This window comes from Streptomyces violens, from assembly GCF_000717745.1.
GTDB classification, from domain to species: domain Bacteria; phylum Actinomycetota; class Actinomycetes; order Streptomycetales; family Streptomycetaceae; genus Streptomyces; species Streptomyces violens.
On sequence record NZ_JOBH01000021.1, the window covers coordinates 86,960 to 107,963 of the forward strand.

General features: G+C 68.9%; 17 protein-coding genes, 1 tRNA gene and 3 pseudogenes. 15 read left to right on the forward strand and 6 right to left on the reverse strand.

Features of this window, described 5'->3' with window-relative positions:
• Positions 1-14 precede the first annotated feature (14 nt).
• From eboE to IF04_RS0131705, 4 genes are all read left to right on the forward strand, one after another.
• Positions 15-1,262, forward strand: coding sequence for a metabolite traffic protein EboE (gene eboE / locus IF04_RS0131690; RefSeq protein WP_030265741.1), 1,248 nt, complete (start codon positions 15-17; stop codon positions 1,260-1,262).
• Positions 1,259-2,689: an alkaline phosphatase family protein gene (locus tag IF04_RS0131695; protein ID WP_030265745.1), complete on the forward strand. Its 1,431-nt coding sequence runs from the start codon at positions 1,259-1,261 to the stop codon at positions 2,687-2,689. The genes eboE and IF04_RS0131695 overlap by 4 nt, the downstream gene beginning before the upstream one ends.
• Positions 2,690-2,709: 20 nt before the next feature.
• Positions 2,710-3,780: a sugar phosphate isomerase/epimerase family protein gene (locus tag IF04_RS0131700; protein WP_030265748.1), complete on the forward strand. Its 1,071-nt coding sequence runs from the start codon at positions 2,710-2,712 to the stop codon at positions 3,778-3,780.
• A 143-nt stretch (positions 3,781-3,923) separates the two neighbouring features.
• Positions 3,924-4,307, forward strand: a complete 384-nt coding sequence (locus tag IF04_RS0131705; RefSeq protein WP_037961430.1) for a chorismate mutase — start codon at positions 3,924-3,926, stop codon at positions 4,305-4,307.
• 21 nt (positions 4,308-4,328) lie between these two features.
• Here IF04_RS0131705 and IF04_RS0131710 read toward each other — a convergent pair whose 3' ends face one another.
• On the reverse strand, positions 4,329-4,871 hold the full coding sequence (locus IF04_RS0131710; RefSeq protein ID WP_051831745.1) for a GNAT family N-acetyltransferase: 543 nt from the start codon (positions 4,869-4,871) through the stop codon (positions 4,329-4,331).
• 162 nt (positions 4,872-5,033) lie between these two features.
• A pseudogene (locus tag IF04_RS40005) lies at positions 5,034-5,497 on the reverse strand (MFS transporter); the annotation flags it as partial.
• Here IF04_RS40005 and IF04_RS40455 point away from each other — a divergent pair.
• Together IF04_RS40455 and IF04_RS0131720 are read left to right on the forward strand one after the other, a co-directional pair.
• Positions 5,453-5,913: pseudogene (locus IF04_RS40455) on the forward strand (aldehyde dehydrogenase family protein); the annotation flags it as partial. The pseudogenes IF04_RS40005 and IF04_RS40455 overlap by 45 nt on opposite strands.
• 429 nt (positions 5,914-6,342) lie before the next feature.
• Positions 6,343-6,430 (forward strand) — tRNA-Leu (locus tag IF04_RS0131720).
• 227 nt (positions 6,431-6,657) lie between these two features.
• Here the strand turns inward: IF04_RS0131720 and IF04_RS36215 are convergent.
• Positions 6,658-7,349, reverse strand: a pseudogene (locus tag IF04_RS36215) (haloacid dehalogenase type II).
• A gap of 576 nt (positions 7,350-7,925) precedes the next feature.
• On the opposite strand from IF04_RS36215, the gene IF04_RS0131730 reads away from it, so the two are divergent.
• Positions 7,926-8,552 (forward strand): TetR/AcrR family transcriptional regulator, encoded by a 627-nt coding sequence (locus IF04_RS0131730; RefSeq protein WP_245654577.1) that lies wholly within the window; start codon positions 7,926-7,928, stop codon positions 8,550-8,552.
• Positions 8,553-8,661: 109 nt separating this feature from the next.
• On the opposite strand, the gene IF04_RS36220 is transcribed toward IF04_RS0131730, so the two are convergent.
• From IF04_RS36220 to IF04_RS0131750, 3 genes are all read right to left on the reverse strand, one after another.
• Positions 8,662-9,972 (reverse strand): helix-turn-helix domain-containing protein, encoded by a 1,311-nt coding sequence (locus tag IF04_RS36220; RefSeq protein ID WP_051831746.1) that lies wholly within the window; start codon positions 9,970-9,972, stop codon positions 8,662-8,664.
• Positions 9,973-10,402: 430 nt separating this feature from the next.
• Positions 10,403-10,981 (reverse strand): 1,2-dihydroxy-3-keto-5-methylthiopentene dioxygenase, encoded by a 579-nt coding sequence (locus IF04_RS0131745; protein WP_030265765.1) that lies wholly within the window; start codon positions 10,979-10,981, stop codon positions 10,403-10,405.
• Positions 10,978-11,649, reverse strand: coding sequence for a class II aldolase/adducin family protein (locus IF04_RS0131750; protein ID WP_051831747.1), 672 nt, complete (start codon positions 11,647-11,649; stop codon positions 10,978-10,980). The genes IF04_RS0131745 and IF04_RS0131750 overlap by 4 nt, the downstream gene beginning before the upstream one ends.
• A 1,149-nt stretch (positions 11,650-12,798) precedes the next feature.
• Between IF04_RS0131750 and IF04_RS0131755 the strand changes: the two genes are divergently transcribed.
• The 8 genes from IF04_RS0131755 to IF04_RS0131790 all read left to right on the forward strand — a co-directional run.
• Positions 12,799-13,752: a class I SAM-dependent methyltransferase gene (locus IF04_RS0131755; protein ID WP_245654578.1), complete on the forward strand. Its 954-nt coding sequence runs from the start codon at positions 12,799-12,801 to the stop codon at positions 13,750-13,752.
• A gap of 191 nt (positions 13,753-13,943) precedes the next feature.
• Positions 13,944-14,942, forward strand: a complete 999-nt coding sequence (locus IF04_RS0131760) for a PLP-dependent cysteine synthase family protein (RefSeq protein WP_051831748.1) — start codon at positions 13,944-13,946, stop codon at positions 14,940-14,942.
• Positions 14,942-15,937, forward strand: a complete 996-nt coding sequence (locus IF04_RS0131765; RefSeq protein ID WP_078601051.1) for a DMT family transporter — start codon at positions 14,942-14,944, stop codon at positions 15,935-15,937. The genes IF04_RS0131760 and IF04_RS0131765 overlap by 1 nt, the downstream gene beginning before the upstream one ends.
• A 56-nt stretch (positions 15,938-15,993) precedes the next feature.
• Complete coding sequence (locus tag IF04_RS0131770) at positions 15,994-16,641, forward strand: class I SAM-dependent DNA methyltransferase (RefSeq protein ID WP_030265781.1); 648 nt, start codon at positions 15,994-15,996, stop codon at positions 16,639-16,641.
• A gap of 300 nt (positions 16,642-16,941) precedes the next feature.
• Positions 16,942-18,168, forward strand: coding sequence for a methionine adenosyltransferase (metK, locus tag IF04_RS0131775; protein WP_030265784.1), 1,227 nt, complete (start codon positions 16,942-16,944; stop codon positions 18,166-18,168).
• A 161-nt stretch (positions 18,169-18,329) separates the two neighbouring features.
• Complete coding sequence (locus IF04_RS0131780) at positions 18,330-19,313, forward strand: carbohydrate kinase family protein (protein ID WP_030265787.1); 984 nt, start codon at positions 18,330-18,332, stop codon at positions 19,311-19,313.
• Between the two features lie 127 nt (positions 19,314-19,440).
• Positions 19,441-20,346, forward strand: a complete 906-nt coding sequence (gene metF / locus IF04_RS0131785; RefSeq protein WP_030265789.1) for a methylenetetrahydrofolate reductase [NAD(P)H] — start codon at positions 19,441-19,443, stop codon at positions 20,344-20,346.
• Positions 20,324-21,004 (forward strand): adenosylhomocysteinase (locus IF04_RS0131790; protein ID WP_030265792.1); only part of this gene is annotated, 681 nt, incomplete at its 3' end. The genes metF and IF04_RS0131790, both read left to right, overlap by 23 nt.

The window sequence follows — 21,004 nt, forward strand, 5'->3', positions numbered from 1 at the left end:
GAGGCGGCGGACCGATGCGCTTCCGGCACCCCGACGGCTCCACCGTCCACCTCGCGTACTGCACCAACGTCCACCCCGCCGAGACGCTCGACGGCGTACTCGCCCAGCTGCGCGACCACTGCGAGCCCGTACGCAAACGGCTGGGCCGGGACCGGCTCGGCATCGGGCTGTGGCTCGCCCGCGCGGCGGCCCGCGCGCTGACCTCCGACCCCGTCGCTCTCCGCCGGCTGCGCCGGGAGCTGGACACGCGCGGCCTCGAGGTCGTCACGCTCAACGGGTTCCCCTACGAAGGTTTCGGTGACAGCCACGTCAAGTACCGGGTCTACCGGCCCGACTGGACCGAACCGGCCCGGCTGGAGTACACGGCCGACCTCGCACGACTGCTGACCGTGCTGCTGCCGGACGATGCCGCCGAGGGCACCATCTCCACCCTTCCGCTCGCCTGGCGCACGGATTTCGATGAGCACCGGCGTGCGACCGCCCTGGCCGCGCTCCGCACCCTCGCCGCGCGCCTGGACGCGCTCCAGGACACCACCGGCCGCAGCATCCGCGTCGGCCTGGAGCCGGAGCCCGGCTGCACGATCGAGACCCTGGCCGATGCCCTCGGCGCGCTGACCGGCGCGGCGGACGTGCCCACCCACCGCATCGGCGTCTGCGTCGACACCTGTCACCTCGCCACCTCCTTCGAGGAACCGGGCCCGGCCCTCGACGCGCTGCACCGGGCGGGCATCCCGGTCGTCAAGACGCAGCTGTCCGCCGCGCTGCACGCCGAGCACCCCGAACAGGCCGACGTCCGCGCCGCGCTCGGCGCCTTCGCCGAACCGCGCTTCCTGCACCAGACCCGCACCCGCACCGAGCAGGGCGAACTCCTCGCGACCGACGACCTCGACGAGGCGCTCGGCGGGACACAGGGGCCCGCCGCCGTGCCTGGCCTTCCCGCTGCCGGGCCTGGCCTGCCGGCCGCCGAGCCAGGTCTGCCCACCACCACCCCCTGGCGCGCCCACTTCCACGTACCGCTGCACGCGTCGCCGCAGCCCCCGCTCACCTCGACCCTCCCCGTGCTCCAGGACACCCTCGCCCGCCTCGTCGGCCCGGCCGCGCCGCCGCGCACCCACCACCTGGAGGTCGAGACGTACACCTGGCAGGCCCTGCCGCCCGAGCTGCGGCCGCGCACCCGCGCCCGGCTCGCCGACGGCATCGCCGCCGAACTCGCCCTCGCTCGCGACCTGCTGACCGACCTCGGCCTCAAGGAGCTGCCATGACCGCGCACGAGAGCAGCCCCGCGGACGCCGCCGCGCCGCACGCCGACGCCGCGCCGCCGCAGCCCCTCCTCGTCCTCGACGTCGTCGGCCTCACCCCTCGGCTTCTCGACCACATGCCGCACCTCAAGGCGCTGGCCGCGGCCGGCTCGTACACCCCGCTGCGTACCGTCCTCCCGGCCGTCACCTGCACCGTCCAGTCGACCTTCCTCACCGGCGCGCCGCCCTCCCAGCACGGCATCGTCGGCAACGGCTGGTACTTCCGCGACGTCGGCGAGGTCCACCTCTGGCGGCAGCACAACGCGCTCGTCGGCGGCGACAAGCTCTGGGACGCCGCCCGCCGCGCCCACCCGGGCTACACCGTCGCCAACATCTGCTGGTGGTACGCCATGGGCGCGGACGTCGACTGGACCGTCACGCCCCGGCCCATCTACTACGCCGACGGCCGCAAGGAACCCGACTGCTACACCCGACCGCCCGCCCTCCATGACGAGCTGACCGAACTGCTCGGTCCCTTCCCGCTCTTCACCTACTGGGGGCCCACGGCCTCTCTCGCCTCCTCCCAGTGGATCACCGACGCCAGTCGTCACATCCTGCGCACCCGCCACCCCGACCTCACTCTCACCTACCTCCCGCACCTCGACTACGACCTCCAGCGCTACGGTCCCGACGACCCCCGCTCGCACGCGGCCGCGGCCGCACTCGACGCGGTCATCGCGCCCCTCCTCGACGACGCCCGCGCGGCCGGCGTCACGGTCGTCGCCCTCTCCGAGTACGGCATCACCCGCGCCCGCCGCCCCGTCGACATCAACCGCGCGCTGCGCCGGGCCGGGCTGCTGGAGGTGCACACCCAGGACGGGATGGAGTACCTCGACCCGACCGCGTCCCGTGCCTTCGCCGTCGCGGACCACCAAATCGCGCACGTCTACGTACGCCGCCCCGAAGACCTCGACGCGACCCGGGAAGCCCTCGCGGACCTGCCGGGGCTCGGCGAACTCCTCGACGACGCGGGCAAGAAGCAGCACGGGCTGGACCATCCACGCGCCGGCGAACTCGTCGCCGTCGCAGAACCCGACGCGTGGTTCACGTACTACTACTGGCTCGACGACGCCCGGGCGCCGGACTTCGCACGCCTCGTCGAGATCCACCGCAAGCCCGGCTACGACCCCGCCGAGCTCTTCATGGACCCGCGCGACCCCTACGTACGGCTACGCGCCGCCACCGCGCTCGCCCGCAAGAAGACCGGCATGCGCTACCGCATGGCCGTCGTCCCCCTCGATCCCGAGCCCGTGCGCGGCAGTCACGGGCGTATCCCGGACCACGAGGACGACGGACCCGTCCTGATCTGTTCCACCGCAGGCACGCTCACCACCCCCCTCGCTGCGACCGACGTGAAGTCCTTGCTCCTCAAGCTTGCCGCACGGCACTGACAATCGACCTTGGAGCCGTTATGACCAGCGACGTTCCCAACCCGCGCACGTCCCGCAACCCCGAGCTCGCGCACCGGCTCGCCCGCCGCGGGTTCCTCGGCGTGGCCGCCGGTGCCGCCGCGGCCGCCGTCCTCGGCGCGCAGTCGGCCCAGGCCGCCCAGTCCGGCGCGCGCCCTGGCCCCGCCACGACCGACGGCCACCGCCCCGTCGTCCCGCCCGGCCGTCTCGGCATCCAGCTCTACACACTCCGCGACAAGACCTCGACCCTGGGCTTCGCCAGAGTCTTCGAAGAACTCGCCCGCTATGGGTACGACGAGGTGGAGTTCGCCGGGTACACCCAGGGCTCGGCCGGTGCCATCACTCTGGCGCAGCTGAAGCGGCTCATGAAGGACAACGGCCTGCGTGGCATCGGAAGCCACGTCGGCTATTACTCGTCCGACCCCAAGGCGTACACCTTCGCGACCAACCTCACCAAGGTCCTCGACGACGCCCAGGCCCTCGGCCTGCCGTACGTGGGCACGGCCTCCGGGCCCGACCGCTACGGGAACACCGTCGACGGCTGGAAGCGCGCGGCCGCGGACTTCAATGCCTACGGAGCGGCGGCCAAGGCTCGCGGCATGCACTTCTACCAGCACAATCACGCGGAGGAGTTCGCCTTCGCCACGGACAACCCGAAGGTGCGGCTCTACGACGTCCTCCTTGCCGAGACCGACCCCAGCCTCGTGCGCCTCGAAATGGACATCTACTGGGCCTATGTCGCCCAGTACCGTTTCTCCAAGCGCCCGGACGGCACCCCGGCCCCCTTCGAACCGCTCGACTACGTGCTCGCCGACCCCGCCCGCTACCCGCTCTTCCACGTCAAGGACGGCGAGCACGACGAGGCGGCGCGCGACGGCTACCACATGGTGGACGTGGGCGACGGCGACATCGACTACCGGCACTTCCTCAGCCGCGTGGGCCGCCTGCCCAACCGCAAGTACCACAACTGGATTGTTGAACGAGACAACGCCGTGGACCCCGCCGCCAACCCCGCCGGCTCCCTCACCACGGCCCGCCGCTCGGCTTCCCACCTCCGCCACCTGCGGGGATAGCCGCGACTCCGCCGCCGGACGGCCGGTCGCCGCCTGAGGCAGCCACTCCGTGAGACGGGGTTCCGTCCCTTACGTGCTCCTCGTCCGGGCCGGGTAGTGTGCCCCACGATCACGCACTACCCGACCCAGATTGGCGACACCACATGAGCGAGTGGACGCCCGCCGCGCCGACCACGGCCGGCGGAGAACCGCGCTCCGACGCGGCCTCCGTATCGGACGAGGCGGCGCGGGAGCGGCTGCTGTACCTGCGCGGCAGCATCGACAACCTCGACGCCGCCCTGGTGCACCTGCTCGCCGAGCGCTTCAAGTGCACGCAGCAGGTCGGCGAACTCAAGGCGCGGCACAGCCTGCCGCCCGCCGACCCGGCACGTGAGGCCACGCAGATCGCCCGGCTGCGCCGGCTCGCCGAAGACGCCAAACTCGATCCGGCATTCGCCGAGAAGTTCCTCAACTTCATCATCGAAGAGGTCGTCCGACACCACAAAGCGATCGCGCAGAGTGCGGGAGCGGAAGAGAACGGCGTCTGACGCGGCTACCGGGCGCAGCGCTCACAGCTCCCGTACGAAGGACACCCGGTCCAGGCCCGGACCGTCGTAGTCCGTGCAGACACCCACGCCGTCCTCCGTGCGATCACCCGGCTCGATACGGAAGCCCATGCGGGTGTGGTACGCGATGGAGTTCCGGTTCGCCGGGCTGGTGATGGCACGGACGCGGGACCGGCCGTGGCCACGGGCCACATCGAAGAAGCGGCGGTAGAGCGCGCTGCCCAGACCGCCGCGCTGCTCCTCCGGGTGTACGGCCACGAAGTGGATGTACGCCGTCTCCGGGTCGCTCTGGGACAGGAAGCCGATGAGGAACGCCCGTAGCGCCGTGGCCCGCTCCACGTAGAAGCTCGTCTCCGAGAAGTGCTGGAGGAACAGTCGCGGCAACAGAAGGCGGCGCTGCTGCCCGCCCGCCTCGCCACCCTGACCGCCCCACCAGTCGGTCAGCGCCCCCTGGAGCACCGCGTGGTCCGAGGGGCGCGGATGCCGCACCGTGACGCCGGCCGGGAACGCCCCCGACGCTTCGAGATCACAAGATCCTATGCTCATGCGGCGAGCGTACGGGGATGAGGCTGTCACCCCCGCCCGTTCCACCGGCCGCTTCACGAAAAGCGACAGCCCGGCAGACGGCAGACGGCCTCGCGGGGCGTGAACTGGCTCGCTGCCGGCGGGTTTTTGCGCAGCGTTGCGCAGCGCCTGCGCCGTGCGCCCCCAGTTCTTCGGCGGTCCTTGGAGAACCACCGGCGCTCGCCGCGACCATCGGGAGCACCGCGCCACGGACACCACCACCACCTGATAGCTGCTCAGGTCCAGATAGGCGGTGAAGAGGAAGACGGACGAACGGCACGGAGTCGTACGCAAAACCGCCGTTGACCAGGCCCGTCTTACCGCCCTTGTGCTCCGGGCCCACTTGTACGCGACGACGACGTGCGGCACGTACGCCGGGGACAGGCAGCCCAGGAACGTCCCCAAGGCGCCAGCATCATGGCGTTACGGGCCGGCAGCCGCCGCTTTCGCGCAGCTTCTCCGCCGGAAACGCCACCGGCCGCCTGAAAGAACACCCACATGCCCAGCAACCAGAAGATGCGCCCGCTGCTCCACAGATGCGCGTCGGGCAGGGTGTCCTCGGCCGCAGTGAAGGCGTCGTCGCCACCCTGGACGCCCTCGCTGCCCACCATGAGCTGCCCGCGCTCCTCCTCATGTGGAAGATCGGCAACCCCTGGAAACTCGCCCAGGCGGACGTGGGCAATGCCTTGATCGGCAAGACCCCGACCGACGGCGGCGTGGCCTGCCTCACCCTGGCTTGTGCGCTGGTCCGCTGTGGGGGTGTGCCGCACTCCTTCGTCAGCGGGTCCAGCAGCGAGCTCTCGCCCGCCCTCACCCCTCTCCTTGCCAGGACCTTCGAGTACGCCAAGCAGCGCTGCACCGTCTACCCCCGCTTCGTAGTCCAGCGCTCCGCCTTCGCCCATTTCCTGGCCGCGTACCTCCCAGCCGTACGGGACGTCCGCTTCGGCCGCCCCTGGCGGTCGCCGACCCTGCCGACCCGCTCCCCGTCCTCGACTACGGTCCACTGATCAACGCCGCCGCCGCGCCCCCAGATCAGCGCCTTCAACCGGCCCCAACCGCACCGCTCCCGAGGCGACCGTGCAGAACTCTCTGGCGGCACCGGCACCGGTACCTCCTGGCGCGGCACCTTCGCAGACGGCCCCCTCCCGCTCCATTTCGTAACCGAAGGCTCACGCAGTGCAACCCCTCCCAGAGAATGTCCCCACCACTACCTCACACTGACAACCCCCTCACCTAGCCCCGCCCCGCACCCCACTCCCTCCCTCACAATCCGTACCTCCATCCACCACCCCTCGTGACCAGCCCAAACCTCCACTCGCCTCCCTCCGGCCGAGTTGGCGCCCCACTCATAACTCTCGCTTATGCCACCCCGCATCCGAGTGTGAAACCCACTCCGAAACCTTGGTATTGTTGTCCATGTCGCCGCGGGCAAGCCCCGCGCCGACAACACCTAGTCCGGGTGGCGGAATGGCAGACGCGCTAGCTTGAGGTGCTAGTGCCCTTTATCGGGCGTGGGGGTTCAAGTCCCCCCTCGGACACCAACTGGTAGCCCACGGGTGCCGTGAGAGTGCTGGTCGAGGTTGATCTCGGCCAGCACTTTTTGCTTTCCCGAGTGGTAGGTGAGGGTCAGTCCAAGCCGCTGGTTGCGTGATCCCGCCCGCCGTCATCGGCGGTGCTCGGAAAACACGCCGGACGCACTGAACGGGCACAGCAGCCCGCAGGTCCACGAGGGGGCCGTAGCTGCCGGGCACGAGGTGGCGAGGTCCTTTTACGGAGTCGTCAGCATGGTTACCAGCTCGTTCAGACTGTTCGACCGCCATGTGAAGGTGTCCGTGCTCCGAGGGGGGCCCCGGACGGCCGCTGGACGTAGGCGGTGCGCATGCCCAGTGCCTGGGCTCCGCGCAGGTCCCAGGCGTGAGCGGCGACCATCAGCACGCGCTCTGGCGGGCAGTCTGCCGCGTCGACCGCGAGCTGGTAGACCTGCGGTGCGGGCTTGTAGGAGCGGGCGTCTTCGGCGGACAGGACCTGGTGCCAGCGCAGCCCGGCGTATGTGTTGAGACGGAGCAGAGCCGCGCGACTGGCGTTGGAGAGCCCCAGTACGGGGAATCGCCGCGCGAGGCGTGCGAGTCCGGCGAGGGAGTCGTCCCAGGGCTTCAGGCGCCGACCCGCGGTGGCCAGTTGCTCGATGGCCGCCGGCTCGGTGAGCCCGGCACGGTCGGCCACGTGCTGGGCTGCCTCGCGGTCGATGATGTCGCTGTTGGCATACGTCCGGCTGTCGTTGTGGATGCGTTGCTGTTCGTGCCCCACATGGTGCTGCCACACGGTGAGCAGCTGGTCGGCGGTTGCACCGTCGGGCGCGGGCACCGCGTCGCGAATGGCCGCCCGGAGCCCGCTCGGCTCGTCGACCATCGTTCCGAGGATGTCGAAGACGACGACGTCGATGTCGCATGCCTCAGCCATCAGGTCTCCTCCCTGTGGTGGTCGGGCACGAGGCGGCCCGGAACTTCCCACGGCGCCGGCGGTGCCGGTGGACCGCGCCGGGCGCAGAGCGGGCGCGACCGCCCCCCCCGCAGCACATCCTGGCCCGGCTGAACGGCCCAAGGTCGGCATTACGCCACCAGTGGGCCTCTCGTACCGTTGGCACCGGTAGGACCCGGCCCGCCGGAGGCGCAACGGTCCCGAAGTGGCCGCGAAGTGGCCCCGAAGTGGCCCGAAGTACGCTGGTACTCCTTCGGATCGCCCAAGTCGGGTGCACACTCCGGGGGAAGGGGGAAGCTGCCGGTCAGCGCCCGGAGCGCGGCCTCGCGGGGTGCCGGCCGGTCCCGCTCGAGGGTGAATCGCCCGCGGCGGGAGCGCCGCGCCGACCGTGATGACCTGCCACATCAGGATCGTGACGGCACGGTTGGAGCCGGAGCTGCGCAGGGTCGCGAGCGGCGCCGGGATGACTGGTTCGCGGTGCACGGCGTTGCGAAATCAAGTGCACCGGTACGACAAAGCGCGTAACCATACCGCTGGGTGTACCGTCGAGGCGTGACTATGAATACTGAGACCACCGGACGGGGCGGCAAGCGGCGTGGCATGCAGCACCTGACGCCGGCCAGCGTGAAGATCCTTGAGACCGCTTCCCGGCTCTTCTACGAGCAGGGGATCCGCGCGGTCGGCGTGGAGGCGATCGCCGAGGAAGCAGGCGTCACCAAAAAGACCCTTTATGATCGTTTTGGCTCGAAAGAGGGTCTTATCGTTGCCTACTTGCGTGCTCGTGACGGACTTTGGCGTTCCACCCTGGTGAAGCACATCAATGGTCACGACGGCCCTCCGGCGCAGAAGCTGCTGGCCACGTTCGGCGCCTTGGGCGAATGGATGCGCGAGCGGAATCCGCGCGGCTGCGCCTTCGTCAACGCCTCCGTGGAACTGCCCCCGGACCACCCCGGCCGCGAGGTCGCCCGTGAGCAGAAGGCATGGTTCCTCGACTACATGGAAGACCTCGCGACGGAAGCCCGCGCCGAGGACCCCGAGGAACTGGCCGGTCAGCTGCTGATCCTTCATGAAGGGGCCTGCATCGCCGATTCCATGCACTCGGTGGAGGGGGCGGTCGACATCGCCGAGCGGATGGCCGCGGTTCTCATCGAGAGGTCACTCACCGGGCACCCTGCGACGACCTGACCCCGAGGTGACAGGCGATGTGCAAGGTCTCGTCCTCCGGTCACCGAGGGACGCGGCTGCGCGGGAGCCCGGTGTGTTGCCGAGCTCCCCGCAGCTTTGTCCGAAGAACTCACCGTAGGTAGAAGTCGGCCGCCCGGCGCATCGCCTCCGTACGTTCGGACTCGGCATCCAGGTGCTTCGTCAGGTCGGTCGCGTACGCGCGCAGCAACTCGTGCAAGCGGTAGTGGTGTTCGTCCTGGTGCCGGATCAGATGCGCGTCGGCGAGATTGCGCAGCAGCAGTGACGCCTCGTCCTGACCGACGTCCGCGGTCGCCGCAGCGGCGGCAGCGTTGATCGCATAGCGGGGGAGCAGGCCCAGCAGCCGGAACATGCGTGCCGTCGGCTCGTCGAGCGTTCGGTAGGAGGTGTCGAACGCATGACGGAGTACGACCTCGCCCGCGGCGAGCTCCATCCGGGCATGCTCGGGTTTCAGGTCGGCGGCAAGGCACCCGGCGCTGTGGTGCCGATGGCTCACGATGTGCTCGGCGGCCAGGACCAGCGCCAGCGGGAGATGTCCACAGCGTTCGGCCAGCACGGCGACGGCCGCGGTGTCGGCGTCGGCACGTTCGTCGCCGATGACCGAACGGATCAGCAGGGCCGCCTCACGCCGGGACAACTCCGGCAAGGTCAGCGTGACCGCGCCCGCCAGGGAGATCAGCCCGGGCAGCCGGGAGCGGCTGGTCACCACGACGGCGCAGCCCGGAGAGCCGGGCAACAGAGGGAGGATCTGCTGGGTGTCCGCGGCGTTGTCCAGTACCAGCAGTATCTCGCGGCCGTGCAGGACCGAACGGAAAGTGGCGGCCCTTTGGTCCAGATCCGCCGGGATGTGCTCGGCGGGGACGCCCAGTGCGCGGAGCAGGTCCTTCAGCACGTCGAACGGTTCGGCCGCGGCTCCCCGCCCAGGGCCCTGCAGGTTGACGAACAGCTGGCCGTCGGCGAAATAGCCCGCGTCGACGGCGCGTTGTGCCGACTGGACCACCAGCGCGGTCTTCCCCACGCCCGGTGGGCCGTTGACGACCGCGACGGGTACGGCAAGGGATTGCTCATCGCCGTGCAGCACCTTGCCGAGCAGGTTCATGTCATCTCGGTGTCCGACGAAGTTACGCTTCGCCGCGGGCAGTTGGGCGGGACGTACCCAGCCTTGCTGCTGACGTCCGGCCGCCTCCAGAGCCGTCGCGATGGTGGTGAAGGTGCTGCCGACGTTCAGCGCTTGGTCGCAAGCCTCCGCGAAGCTCACCGAGGGCGGTCGTTTGTCCGTCTCGACCTTGCTGACGTGACCCCGGTCGAAGTGCACCCGAGCGGCCAGCTGCGCGAGCGACAGGCCCAGCTGTAAGCGGCGTGCCCTGAGCAACTGCCCGAATGTCGCCGGAGTGCCGGCCATGGGGGTGCGGTCGGCGCCCCCGTGGGCAAGCTGGTGCACTTTCGAGCCCTGCGCCGGTTCTCGTACCACTGTCAATCCCTTCGAGCTGTAGAGATCGATCTTCTAAGTGGCCATCCCCAGAGCGGAGTTGGCTCGATGGTCTGTTAGTCGTCGATCGGGTTCCGGCACCCGTCATGCACAGGGGCAGGCGCATGTCGGCAGGCGCGGCGGATGCATCGGCAGCCGGCGCGCGGCCGGGCTCCCTGGCCGAGTCCGGCTTTCGGGCGCGCACCGGTGTGCACTGGGACGCGCCGGCCCTCGTGGCCGGAAGGAGCGGCCGGTTACCGGGGGCGGTGCCCGGGCACAGGGGACGGGCCGTCCTGGACGCGTGCCGTGGAGCTCGTGATGGCTTCGGCGTCCGGGACGACGGTGTCCGGGACGGCGGCGTGGCTCATGTCGTCACGAGCAGGTCGTCGAGGGTCGGGAAACGGGCGGAGATGCTGTCCGGCAAGAACCTGCAGACCCAGCCGTCCTCCTTCTGGAAGAAGCGGATCGCGGTGAAGTCCGGGCGTTCTCCCATGTCGAACCAGTGCACTGTCCGGCTGGGTACGGACAGCAGGTCCCCCGCCGTACACACCACGGCGTGGACGCGACCCGCGACATGGAGATAGAAACAGCCGGTCCCCGTGACGAAGAAGCGCACCACGTCGTCGTCGTGGAAGTGCTCCGCCAGGAACTTCTTTCGGGCCGCACGCGTCTTCCGGGGCCGGTCCGGGTGGGCCGGTGTGGGCCCCATGTGCACGATGTCGACGAACCCGTAGCCGCCCTCGGTACGGGTGTGGGCAATGTGGCTCCGGTAGGCCCTCATGATGGTGGAGTCGTCGGCACCGGCCGGCAGCCGGTGGGTGGCGTGCCACCGTTCGAAACGTACACCGATCCTGAGCAGTTTCTCGCGGATGACGTCCAGGTCCTCGGTGCGCAGCTGTACCGTCTCCGGCGCGTCTTCCGGCATGATCTGCAGCAGTGTCATCGGACGCATTCCTTCGCCGTGCCGGGGCCGAAGGCACCGGTCAGCAGGGTCAGGTGGCTGAGCTCCTCGATACACTCCAGCCGGTTGCGGGCCTCGTCGATGTCGCGGCCCCAGGTGGTTGCGCCGTGCCGGCCGATGAGCAGGACGGGCGGGGCCGCGGCCGCCGACTCGTCGAGATAGGCGGTCACATCGGCGGCGATGCGGGACGCGTCCGGCCAGTTCTCGAAGACCGGCACCCCGACCAGGCTGGGATCGGGCACGCCGAGGCCCTTCGCCAGTTCCAGTTCCTGGAAGACCGCCTGGCCGACGGAACCGGCGCTGCCGATGAGGGTGGCCAGGGCCGTGGAGTACGGCGCGTGTGCCTGGACGACCGCCCCGCAGTCGGGAAGCTGGCGGTAGATGGCGAGGTGTACCGGGGTTTCGGCCGGGGGCCACTCGGTCTCGCCGAGCAACGGAAGTCCTTCGAGGGGGTCGACCATCACCGTGTTGTGGTGGGTGATCGTGCCCCTGCGCTGGTCACCGGCTGTGATCACGACCGCTTCACCGGATCGTACCGAGACGTTGCCGGATGTTCCCGGCATCCAGCCGCGCTCGTGCAGGGCGCGGCAGGCGGCCGAGAGAAGTGCACGCTGCCGCTCGGCGTCCTCGTCGATGTATACGGGCTTCACGGGTTCTCTCCTCCTGCGCGAGCCTGCGGGACTGCCGTGACAGTCCGGAGTGCGCCGACGGGGGCCGGGGCCGGCCGGGCGGTGCGCTCCGCGTACGGCCGGCGATGCGATGCCGTCGAGAGGATCGCCGAAGGAATTAACGAGCTGTTCATCTGAGTTCTGCCGTGCGTCGGACGGCTGATTCTGGGCAAGACTGATCCCTGCGTAGGTGGGGGAGGGGTCAGCGAGAATTGAGGTACTCTCGCGACGAATCTTCAGGAATTCACCGGAACCGGTTCCTTACGGAAGGCCACACAATGTGATGCCGGGGATTCGACCCGCCTGCCGGGTCCGTCGACGGATCCCCCGAGTGCCCATTGCGTGTGCCACCCGGTCGAATCCGGCGGCGGGCAAGGGGAGTTCAGGGGCCCCGTTCGCAGCCTTTCCTGCAAGGCTGAGCGACATGCGTGCATCTCCTTGGGGAGAGGTCGTCCCCGGTGATGTATACCCACCGGTCTAGTTACATCCTAGAGATGTGTTCTTCCCGGCGTCAACAGTCCACTTCCGGGCGACCGGAAGCATCCTCTTGCGCTCGTCCGAAGCTCCTGGTACCTCGGGGCCCAGGAAAAACCGCACGTCATCGGCTTCGTGACGCCCTGTCGGCCCGCGGTCGTGCTGAAGAAGTCCGTGGGGGCCGCTGGGCCGACTCGCCCGCGCCGCGTCAATGCGCCCTCCTCCCAGGCGGGTTCGGCACCGGGAGCGCGTGATCGCCGTCCTTGGCCGGGCATCGGCGGGCGGCGACCGCACAACCGCCGGCCGCACCATGTGGCCTGCAACAACGCCCTGCGGATCGGGAGCTTTTCACGGTGTTGCGTCCTGTTGCCTTGCGGGAGACAACAGGGAGGCCCTTGTAGAACTTTGCAGGCGCCGACGATAGTGAAGTTACTTCCGCCGCAAAGGCATCACCCGTCACAAACAGGCGTCATTCTCCATGCCCGGATCGGCTGCGGGCGGGATGGGTTGCGGCGAGTTCGACCACGGTGCGGGCCGCTTTTTTCGGGGCCGCCGGTCGTTCTCCGGCGCGGATGGGCCGGGATTTCTTGTCGAGGTAGTGCTGTCACGTCGAGGGAGACACAGATGAGTACCCAAGTCGACCATGCCGCACTGGTCGTGTCGCCGACCGAGTTCTTCGAACTGAAGGAGACGGCGCGCATCCGCTCGTCCATCGGGCTGAAGCTGTCGGATCATTCGTATCTGCCCAAGGCGGACGACCCGCGCGCCGACTGGGTGGCGAGCGTGGCCGTGCCGGCGTTCAAGACGCTGGCACAGATGGGGGTGTCGGCGCCGCGGTTCTGCACGATCGGGACGGGGGCGGGGCTGGATGTGCTTGCTGCCGTGGAAATCCTGGGGGCGCGCACCGCCGGCTTCACCGACCTGCACGAGGATGTGGTCGCGCACGCCCGGGAGAACATTCAGAGCAACCTGGTGGACCAGGGCGTGGAGCTGATCGACGGGGCGGGAGATCTCCTGGCTCCCGTGGCCGGCGCGCTGTCCGATGTCGACGTCGTCTATGAAAACCTGCCCAACATCCCGATGGCCGAGAGCAGCGACCTCGATGACGGCCAGACGAGTTCGACCTTCATCGCGCAGCGCCGCGAGGAGATTCCGGACTTCGCCGAGAAGAACCTCATCACGCTGCACTACCTGGCCCTGCGCCAGGCCCGGCCGGTCCTGCGGGCCGGCGGCCGCGTCCTGTCCTCCATCGGCGGGCGCATTCCGCTGTCGGCCGTCCTGGCCCTGTCCGGGGCCGCCGGCTACAACGGCAGCATTCTCACCTACACGTGGAAGGTGCAGTCCGAGCCGCACGACGTGGTCGGGGGCTACGCCCGGTGGGAGCGGGAAGGGCTGGGGCCGTTCCACTTCTACCCGGTGAGCGTGTTGCGCGACACCTTCAAGGGCCTCTCCGTCGCGGAGGCCGGCGCACGGGCTCTGGAGATCGAAGAGTCGCTGTCGCGCCATGAGATATCGGCGGTGGACGCCCTGGCCCTGGTGGAGCAGGGCGAAAAGGTCGGCCACACCGTCGCGATCCTCGACTCCGTCCGGATCCCCGACACCGCCGCCTGACCCACCGCCCAGCCGCGTCCCCTCCGTCATCACCGGGCCTCCGGCGATGACGGAGGGGGCGCGAGGCGGCCGGCGAGCCGACCAGGAAAGCTCGGCCGCCGCCACCGGGTTCGCGACCCGTCCGCATTCCTTGGCGTCGTCCGTCACGCCTGGCCACATCCTCGCTCCGCAGCATTCAGTAAGGAACCGGCATGAAGATCCAATCGTTCATTGGCAGTACGCCCCTTGTCGAACTGACGACCTTCGATGTCCCGGTCGGCGTTCGGATATTCGCGAAGGTCGAGTTCATGAATCCGGGGGGCAGCATCAAGGACCGAATCGTCAGCTACATCCTCGATGATGCCGAGCGTCGCGGTGTTCTCAAGCCAGGGGCGACGATCGTCGAGAACACCTCCGGCAATACCGGGGCGTCGATCGCGGCGCTGGCGGCGACGCGTGGCTACCGGGCGATTCTGACGATGCCGGACAAGGTGAGCAAGGAGAAACAGGACGCGCTGCGCGCGATGGGGGCCGAGGTGATCATCTGCCCGACGTCGGCTCCGCCGGGTTCCGAAAAGCATTATGTGTCGTGCGCGAGGCGTATCCATGCCGAGACGCCGGGCTCATTCACGCTCAATCAGTATGACAATCCGCTCAATGGGGAGGCTCATTTCCATTCGACCGGCCCCGAGATCTGGGACGCACTCGGGCGGTCGGTGACGGCCTTCGTCGCGTCGGGAAGCACCGGTGGCACGATCTCCGGGACCTCGCGGTACCTCAAGATGAAGAACCCCTCCGTGACGTCGGTGCTGCTCGATCCGGTCGGGTCCATCTATCACCGATATTTCCACGAGGGCGTTGTCGATCCTTCACAGATTGCGCCCTATTTCGTCGAGGGCGCGGGCGAGGATCACCTGGCGAAATGCATGGACTTCTCGGTCGTCGACGACGTCATTCAGTTCTCGGACGCCGATGCCTTCGCCACGTGCCGGCACCTGGCGACACGCGAGGGGCTCATGTGCGGCGGCACCTCCGGAGCGAATGTATGGGGAGCCGTGCAAGTCGCCCGCACGTTGGCGGAGCCGGCAACGATCGTCACGGTCCTGCCGGACAGCGGAAACAAGTACATGTCAAAGATCTACAACCCGGACTGGCTGACGCAGAACGGCTTCGGCACCGGTGAGAATCGTGAATTGGAGCCGACTCGGTAATGGGAAGCACGCCGAAAAATGTGATCGCCGCGCTGACGGCTGCCCTGCTCTGGGCCTTCGCCTTCGTCGCCCCGGCCGCCGTGCAGCCCGCGAGCGAGCTGCTCCTGGTCACCGGTCGGTACTCCTTGTTCGGCCTGTGCGGCCTCTACGTGCTGTGCCGAGGCTGGAGCCAGCTCAAGCTGATGCCGATCCGGAGGACCCTCTTCGGCCTGTACATAGGCTTCGTGGGGTACTTCGTCTTCTACATCTGCGTTTCGTACTCCGCGACCATGGGCAGCGGATTCATCACCGCGGTCGTCGTGGGATCGTCGCCCATCACGATCGCCGTGGCCGGCAACTTCGCGGAAAAGCGCATGTCCTGGAGCGAACTCGTCGCGCCGGTCATCCTGATTCTCGTCGGCATCACTCTCCTCAGCGTCTCGGATTTCATCGAGGGGAAGAGTTCGGAGACCACGAGCGACTCGATCTTCGGGATCGGTCTGGCTATTATGGCCATGCTGACCTGGTCCTACTTCGTGGTCCGCAACGCCCAGTCGCAGCGAACCTGGGAGACGAAGCCGGACCCCAAGATCTGGGCGGCTCTGGTGGCAATGGGGGCGGGCGGTGCCTCCATGGTGCTGCTGCCGTTCGCCATTGCCTCCACGCCGGCTGAAACCTTCGAGCCGTACCCGCTCTTCAAGATTATCGCGTGGTGCATATTCCTCGGAGTCATCGGCTCTTGGTGGGGCACGTACATCTGGGTGAAGGCGGCGCAGGGCATCCCGGTCCCGCTGGTCGGGCCGCTGCTCGCCACGGAGACGATTTTCGGAGCGATCCTGAGCCTGCCGGTGGAACAGCGGGTGCCCACCTGGGTGGAGGTCGGCGGCGCCCTGTTCATTCTCGCCGGCATCTGCGTCTACATGGTGTTCGACGTGAGGAATTCACGGTCGAAGGACCGTAGCGGCGGCAGCGAGAAGGAAGGATTGGACGCACCGGAAGTGCCCGCGGTGACATAGCGGGACGGAAAAGAACAGTCATGATCGTTGGCTTGGCCCGACAGGGAGGAAAAACAATGAGCAACTCCTTCACGAACATCAAGCAGTCTCATGTGTTCTTCGACGACGCCTCCGGCCTGAAGAATTACTACGAGGACTGGGCAACGCGGTACGACGTGGACCTGGCGGATCAGAAGTGGGTGGCTCCGCGGGTCGCGGCCAATTTCGTGCACTTTCTCGCTTCCGCCTACGGGACGCGGGAAACCACCATCTTCGATGCCGGTTGCGGGACCGGCCTCGTAGGCACCTTCCTGCAGACGCTGGGAAACTATGTGATCGACGGTGTCGATCTGTCGGAAAACATGGCCGCCGAGGCGGTCAAGACCAACGCGTACCGGAAGGTCTACGGCGGCGTGGACCTCTCGGAGCCGGTGCGGGACGAGCGGCTGGACCAGTACGGCATCGTCGTCAGCAGCGGCGTCTTCACTCTGGGCCATGTGCGCCCGACGGCGCTGCGCACGCTGATCGAGTACGCCCGGCCCAATGGGCTGATCCTGGTGTCCACCCGCGGCAGCTACGCCACGGAGACGGGCTTCGAGGACTTCGCCCGGTCGCGCGAGATCGGTGAGCTGGCTTCGCTGGAATTCACGGTGAAGAACGCCAACTACATAGCGGAAGAGGGCGCCGACTACTGGGTCTTCCGGAAGCTCGGCAAGGCGCAGTGACAAGCGGCGCGAACCGCTGATCCCGCTCGGGGCGGCCCGAGCCGGGGCCCGGCAACGCGACGGCCGCGGTGCACGGAGCAACGCGGTGGGCCCCGCCGGGACCGGCTCGGTGTCACCAACCCGCGAAGCCCCTGGTGGCAACGGAGCGACGGCACGCCGGCTCCGCCCACCAGGGGCCGGCGCGGCGCACCCCGGCCGGTATCGCGCGCCGCCGAGCTTGGAAGAACACGAGACATTGCCACGAAGGGTTCACCGCGCACCACTTGTTGCCATGTGTCCACCCACCATGTCTGGAGTGTCATGTCCCGCCGTTTGTTCACCTCGGAGTCCGTGACCGAGGGGCATCCCGACAAGATCGCCGACCAGATCAGCGACACCGTCCTCGACGCGCTGCTGCGTCAGGACCCCGCCTCGCGTGTCGCGGTCGAAACCCTGATCACCACCGGTCAGGTGCACATCGCGGGCGAGGTGACGACCTCCGCCTACGCCGACGTCGCCACCCTGGTCCGGGAGAAGATCCTCGACATCGGCTACGACTCCTCGCTCAAGGGTTTCGACGGCGGCTCCTGCGGGGTGTCGGTGTCGATCGGCGCGCAGTCCCCGGACATCGCGCAGGGCGTCGATACGGCGTACGAGTCCCGGGTCGAGGGCGCCACCGCGGGTGGCGAAGCCGACGAGACGGCCCGTCAGGGTGCGGGCGACCAGGGCCTGATGTTCGGGTACGCGACCGACGAGACTCCCACCCTGATGCCGCTGCCGATCGAGCTGGCCCACCGCCTCTCGCGCCGCCTGACGGAGGTCCGTAAGGACGGCACCGTGCCCTACTTGCGTCCCGACGGCAAGACGCAGGTCACGATCGAGTACCTGGGCAGCCGGCCGCTCCGCCTGGACACGGTCGTGGTCTCCTCGCAGCACGCGGGCGACATCGACCTGGACGGGCTGCTCGCCCCCGATATTCGCGCGCACGTCGTCGAGCACGTCCTCACCCAGCTCGCCGACGACGGCATCAAGCTGGAGACCGACGATTACCGCCTCCTGGTCAACCCGACCGGCCGCTTCGAGATCGGCGGCCCCATGGGCGACGCCGGCCTGACCGGGCGGAAGATCATCATCGATACGTACGGCGGCATGGCGCGCCACGGCGGCGGCGCCTTCTCCGGCAAGGACCCCTCCAAGGTGGACCGTTCGGCGGCGTACGCGATGCGCTGGGTCGCCAAGAACGTCGTCGCGGCCGGCCTCGCCGCCCGCTGTGAGGTGCAGGTGGCGTACGCGATCGGCAAGGCCGATCCGGTGGGCCTGTTCGTCGAGACCTTCGGTACCAATACGGTCGCCGTCGAGAAGATCGAGGCAGCCATCGCCAAGGTGTTCGACCTGCGCCCGGCCGCGATCATCCGCGACCTCGACCTGCTCCGCCCGATCTACTCCCAGACCGCGGCCTACGGCCATTTCGGCCGCGAGCTGCCGGACTTCACCTGGGAGCGCACCGACCGCGCCGACGCCCTGCGCAAGGCAGCGGCAGCGGGCTGACGGCGGAGCGCCGCCGGAAACCCCCGGCGCGACAGCCGGCGGTGCGCGGTTCCCCCGGCCGCGCACCGCCTCCCCGCTTAGCACGCCCCTTCACCGCGTGGCGCCCGCCACCGGAGCCGATCCTTCGTCGACAGCGGCCCCAGGCTCAAGGAGTGCTTTCCGTGCGTATTGCCGTAACCGGATCGATAGCGACCGACCACCTGATGGTCTTTCCCGGACGTTTCGCCGAACAGCTCCTCAAGGAGCAGCTGGAACGGGTCTCCTTGTCGTTCCTCGCCGACCGGCTGGAGGTGCGCAGAGGCGGCGTCGCCGCCAACATCGCCTTCGGGCTCGGCCTGCTCCGGCTCGACCCGATCCTGGTGGGTGCGGCGGGCATCGACTTCGCCGAGTACGACACCTGGCTGCGGGCGAACGGCGTCGACACGTCCTCGGTACAGGTCAGCGACACTCTGCACACCGCACGCTTCGTATGCACCACCGACGAGGACCAGAACCAGATCGCCACCTTCTACGCCGGCGCCATGGCCGAGGCCCCCCGGATCGACCTGGCCACGATCGCCGAACGCACCGGCCGGCCCACGCTCGTCCTGGTCGGGGCCGACGATCCCGCGGCCATGCTGCGGCACACCGCCACGGCCCACCGCCTTGGCATCCCCGTCGCCGCGGACCCCTCCCAGCAGCTCGCCCGCCTCGACCGGGAGCAGGCCCGTCAACTGGTCGACCAGGCACAGTGGTTGTTCACCAATGAGTACGAGGCCGCCCTGCTGCTCGACCGCACCGGCTGGACGGAGCAGCAGCTTCTCGGCCGGGTCGGCACCTGGATCACCACACTGGGCGAGGCCGGCGTGTCGCTGGCCCGGTCCGGCGCCCCCGCCCTGCGGATACCCGCCGTACCCACGGACATGATCACCGACCCCACGGGGGCGGGCGACGCCTTCCGGTCCGGATTCCTCGCCGGTACGGCGTGGCAGTGGCCGCTGGAGCAGGCCGCGCGGCTCGGCTGCGCCCTGGCCACCACCGTGCTGGAGTCGGTCGGCACGCAGGAGTACAAACTGATCCCGCCGGACCTGATCGCTCGCATCGACCGGGCCTACGGCCATGATGTGGCCCGCGCCGTCGAACCGCGGCTTGCGGGACTGTCATGAGTGCGGCGGCACAGCGCGGGCGGGCCCCGGCTCTGCGTGCAGCGCCCGGCGCCGAGCCCGGCGAGAAGTCCCGGCTCTGCCCCGGGCTTCCCCGTGACGGCGGCCGCTTCGGCCCCGGAGGGCGGCAGTGAGGACGCTGCGTGACACCCTCGACCGGGAGAGCCTGTCCTTCTCCTTCGAGTTCTTCCCGCCGAAGACCGACGCCGGAGCCCGGTATCTGTGGCAGGCGATCCGCCGGATCGAGCGGTTGGCGCCGTCCTTCGTATCGGTCACGTACGGGGCCGGCGGCTCGTCCCGGGACCGTACCGTCGAGGTGACGCACCGGATCGCGGCCGACACGACCCTACGGCCCGTCGCCCATCTGACCGCGGTCGGCCACTCGGTGGCGGAGCTGCGCCGGATCATCGGCCAGTACGCCGATGCGGGCGTCCGGGATGTGCTCGTCCTGCGCGGTGATCCACCGGGCGACCCCAGAGGCGTCTGGCGGCCGCATCCCCACGGCCTGACGCACGCCAGCGAACTCGTCGAACTGGTCCGCTCGTTGGGCGATTTCACTATCGGCGTGGCGGCGTTCCCCGAGAAGCATCCGCGCTCGCCGGACTGGGAGAGCGACATCCGGCACTTCGTCGCCAAGTGCCGGGCGGGTGCCGACTACGCCATCACCCAGATGTTCTTCCATGTCGAGGACTATCTGCGGCTGCGCGACCGGGTGGCCGCTGCGGGCTGCGACACCCCGATCATCCCGGAGATCATGCCGGCCACCGACGTCCGCCAGATCGGACGCTTCGCCGAGCTCAGCGGCGCAGCCTTCCCCGAGGAACTGGCGCACCGCCTGGAGGCCGCGCGCGACAACCCTGCGGACGGCCACCGCATCGGCGTCGAATACGCCACCGCCATGGCCGAGCGCCTCCTCGCCGAAGGGGCCCCGGGACTGCACTACATCACGCTCAACCGCTCCACGGCGGCGCTGGATATCCACCGCAACGTACTGACCTCAAGGAGTGCACGGCATGTCCTCGCAGAACATCGCTGACTTCACGGATTTCAAGGTCGCCGACCTGTCCCTGGCCGCCTTCGGCCGTAAGGAGATTGCCCTCGCCGAGCATGAGATGCCCGGTCTGATGGCGATCCGTAAGGAGTACGCCGCGGCCCGGCCGCTGGCCGGCGCCCGGATCACCGGTTCGCTGCACATGACCGTGCAGACCGCCGTCCTCATCGAGACGCTGGTGGCGTTGGGTGCCGAGGTGCGCTGGGCGTCCTGCAATGTCTTCTCCACCCAGGACCACGCGGCCGCCGCGATCGCCGCCACGGGGATTCCGGTCTTCGCCTGGAAGGGCGAGACGCTGGAGGAGTACTGGTGGTGCACGGAGCAGGCGCTGACCTGGCCCGGGCATGCCGGCCCGAACATGATTCTGGACGACGGCGGTGATGCCACGCTGCTTGTCCACAAGGGCGTCGAGTACCAGAAGACGGGCGAGCTTCCCGCTGCGGACAACGACGAACTGGCAGTTGTACGCGCCCTGTTGGAGAACAGCTCCCTGGACTGGGCGAGGCTGGCCTCGGAGATCCGCGGTGTCACCGAGGAGACCACGACCGGTGTGCACCGTCTGTACGAGATGCACCGCGACGGCACCCTGCTCTTCCCGGCGATCAACGTGAACGACGCCGTGACGAAGTCGAAGTTCGACAAC

Bases quoted from the DNA above. Each gene is read 5' to 3' on its own strand.
- IF04_RS0131730 (WP_245654577.1), top strand. From the start codon at position 7,926: ATGAATACTGAGACCACCGGACGGGGCGGCAAGCGGCGTGGCATGCAG.
- IF04_RS0131760 (WP_051831748.1), top strand. From the start codon at position 13,944: ATGAAGATCCAATCGTTCATTGGCAGTACGCCCCTTGTCGAACTGACG.
- IF04_RS0131695 (WP_030265745.1), top strand. From the start codon at position 1,259: ATGACCGCGCACGAGAGCAGCCCCGCGGACGCCGCCGCGCCGCACGCC.
- eboE (WP_030265741.1), top strand. From the start codon at position 15: ATGCGCTTCCGGCACCCCGACGGCTCCACCGTCCACCTCGCGTACTGC.
- IF04_RS0131770 (WP_030265781.1), top strand. From the start codon at position 15,994: ATGAGCAACTCCTTCACGAACATCAAGCAGTCTCATGTGTTCTTCGAC.
- IF04_RS0131710 (WP_051831745.1), bottom strand. From the start codon at position 4,871: ATGAGCATAGGATCTTGTGATCTCGAAGCGTCGGGGGCGTTCCCGGCC.
- IF04_RS0131700 (WP_030265748.1), top strand. From the start codon at position 2,710: ATGACCAGCGACGTTCCCAACCCGCGCACGTCCCGCAACCCCGAGCTC.
- IF04_RS0131745 (WP_030265765.1), bottom strand. From the start codon at position 10,981: ATGACACTGCTGCAGATCATGCCGGAAGACGCGCCGGAGACGGTACAG.
- IF04_RS36220 (WP_051831746.1), bottom strand. From the start codon at position 9,972: ATGGCCGGCACTCCGGCGACATTCGGGCAGTTGCTCAGGGCACGCCGC.
- IF04_RS0131765 (WP_078601051.1), top strand. From the start codon at position 14,942: ATGGGAAGCACGCCGAAAAATGTGATCGCCGCGCTGACGGCTGCCCTG.
- metK (WP_030265784.1), top strand. From the start codon at position 16,942: ATGTCCCGCCGTTTGTTCACCTCGGAGTCCGTGACCGAGGGGCATCCC.
- IF04_RS0131705 (WP_037961430.1), top strand. From the start codon at position 3,924: ATGAGCGAGTGGACGCCCGCCGCGCCGACCACGGCCGGCGGAGAACCG.